Source organism: Leucobacter soli, assembly GCF_042659205.1.
Taxonomy (GTDB): Bacteria; Actinomycetota; Actinomycetes; order Actinomycetales; family Microbacteriaceae; genus Leucobacter; species Leucobacter soli.
In genome coordinates, this window is record NZ_JBHSRW010000353.1 from 1 (window position 1) to 1627 (window position 1627).

Consider the following 1627-nt stretch of genomic DNA (forward strand, 5'->3'; position numbering starts at 1 on the left):
TATGACAATGTCTGTTCTACCGCGTGATCATGCGGCTAGATCGGGGTTCTATCCACACGTTTTGGCCGGTAACCCCGAGTTGGTGCCGAAAGGGTCGCTGAACGCGTCGGTGCGGTTCTGCTTTGTGCGGGCAGGTTCTTGCTGCTGCTTCGCTGCCGCTGGCTTCTGCTTATCCTGCTTGTTCTTCTTCTTGTTTCTGTTCTTGGGTTCGGCGGAATCGGGCTCGGGGTCGAAGAGCCCGTCGATCACGGAACCCGCGCGCCTTGCGACGCCCTCGCGTGCGCGTGAGTACCGCTCGGTTACCTGCAAGCTTGAATGGCCGAGCACGGCCTGCACGTCGGGTGCGGCCGCTCCGCCGTCGAAGAGGATCGTAGCGAAGGTGTGCCGCAAGTCGTGAACCCGCAGGTCGGGTCGGCGTAGTGCGGTCTGGATCTTCTCCCACTCGACCGCGCGGCGAAAGTTGCGTGCGGTGAGTCTGCCGCCGTTCGGCCCGCACCACAGCAGGTCGTCGGGTTCCTTGCCCTTTGCTGCCTCGATGGCAAACGGGCGGAGTTGCTTCGTGAGCGGTACCTCTCGCTCCTTGTGGCTCTTCGGGCTCTGCTCGATGAGTTCACCGTGCTGGCCGGGGGAGAAGCTGCGACTGACATGGAGGATTCCACGGTGCAGGTCGGCGTCGCGTACGCGCATTGCGGTCGCTTCACCCGCGCGCATGCCGGTGAGTACGAGGGCGGCTGCGTAGCGGCGGTAGACGCCGTCGGGGATGAGTTCGAGCATGGTGCCGCTATTCGAACACTACGCGCCGCCAGCATGTTGCTGACCAGCACGGTTCCCGGCGTACGAAGAAGACGTCGAACTCGTTCGAGTTCACTTCGTGGTGGGCTGACGCTCGGAACAAGCCGATCCTTGATCTAACGGCGTTCGCGAAGACGTTCTTCGCGAAACACACGATCCTGAACATTCTCACCCGCTACTGCGTGCTCACGAGCGACCGGCTACTGCTCGTGATGCGTCCCTATCAGATTGTGGCGACTGAGGAGATCCTCACGAAGATCGATATCTCGACGAACTACAAGACCCTCGGCACCCGTGACGCTGGCGGGTATGTGTGGCACACCACCGGCTCCGGCAAGACACTCACCTCGTTCAAGACGGCGCAGCTGGCCTCCCGCGTGGAGAGCGTCGACAAGGTGCTCTTCGTGGTCGACCGCAAAGACCTCGACTACCAGACAATGAAAGAGTACGACCGCTTCGAAAAGGGGTCAGCGAACTCGAACACCTCAACGGCGGTGCTGAAGCGTCAGCTGGAAGATCCGTCGAAGAAGATCATCATTACGACGATTCAGAAGCTCTCGAACTTCATCAGCGGCAACAAGCAGCACCCGGTCTACGGTGACCACGTCGTGCTGATCTTTGATGAGTGTCACCGTTCCCAGTTCGGTGACATGCATACTGCGATCACGAAGGCGTTCAAACGGTACAACCTGTTTGGCTTCACCGGCACTCCGATCTTTGCCGAGAACTCCGGCAGCGGCGGCAACCCACAGTTGAAGACTGAATTGGCCTGGTTCTTGTTCCGACCGGTTTTCCTGTCAGCTCGTCGGTGACAGAAGCGTCTCGGTCTCAGCGT

Annotated in this window: 2 protein-coding genes; one reads left to right on the top strand and one right to left on the bottom strand. The window is 60.3% G+C overall.

The features are described from left to right. Positions 1-48: 48 nt before the first annotated feature. Complete coding sequence (locus ACFPZL_RS13025; protein ID WP_218116472.1) at positions 49-774, bottom strand: tyrosine-type recombinase/integrase; 726 nt, start codon at positions 772-774, stop codon at positions 49-51. Between the two features lie 200 nt (positions 775-974). On the opposite strand from ACFPZL_RS13025, the gene ACFPZL_RS13030 reads away from it, so the two are divergent. Next, complete coding sequence (locus ACFPZL_RS13030; protein WP_407936629.1) at positions 975-1604, top strand: DEAD/DEAH box helicase family protein; 630 nt, start codon at positions 975-977, stop codon at positions 1602-1604. Positions 1605-1627: the final 23 nt, after the last annotated feature.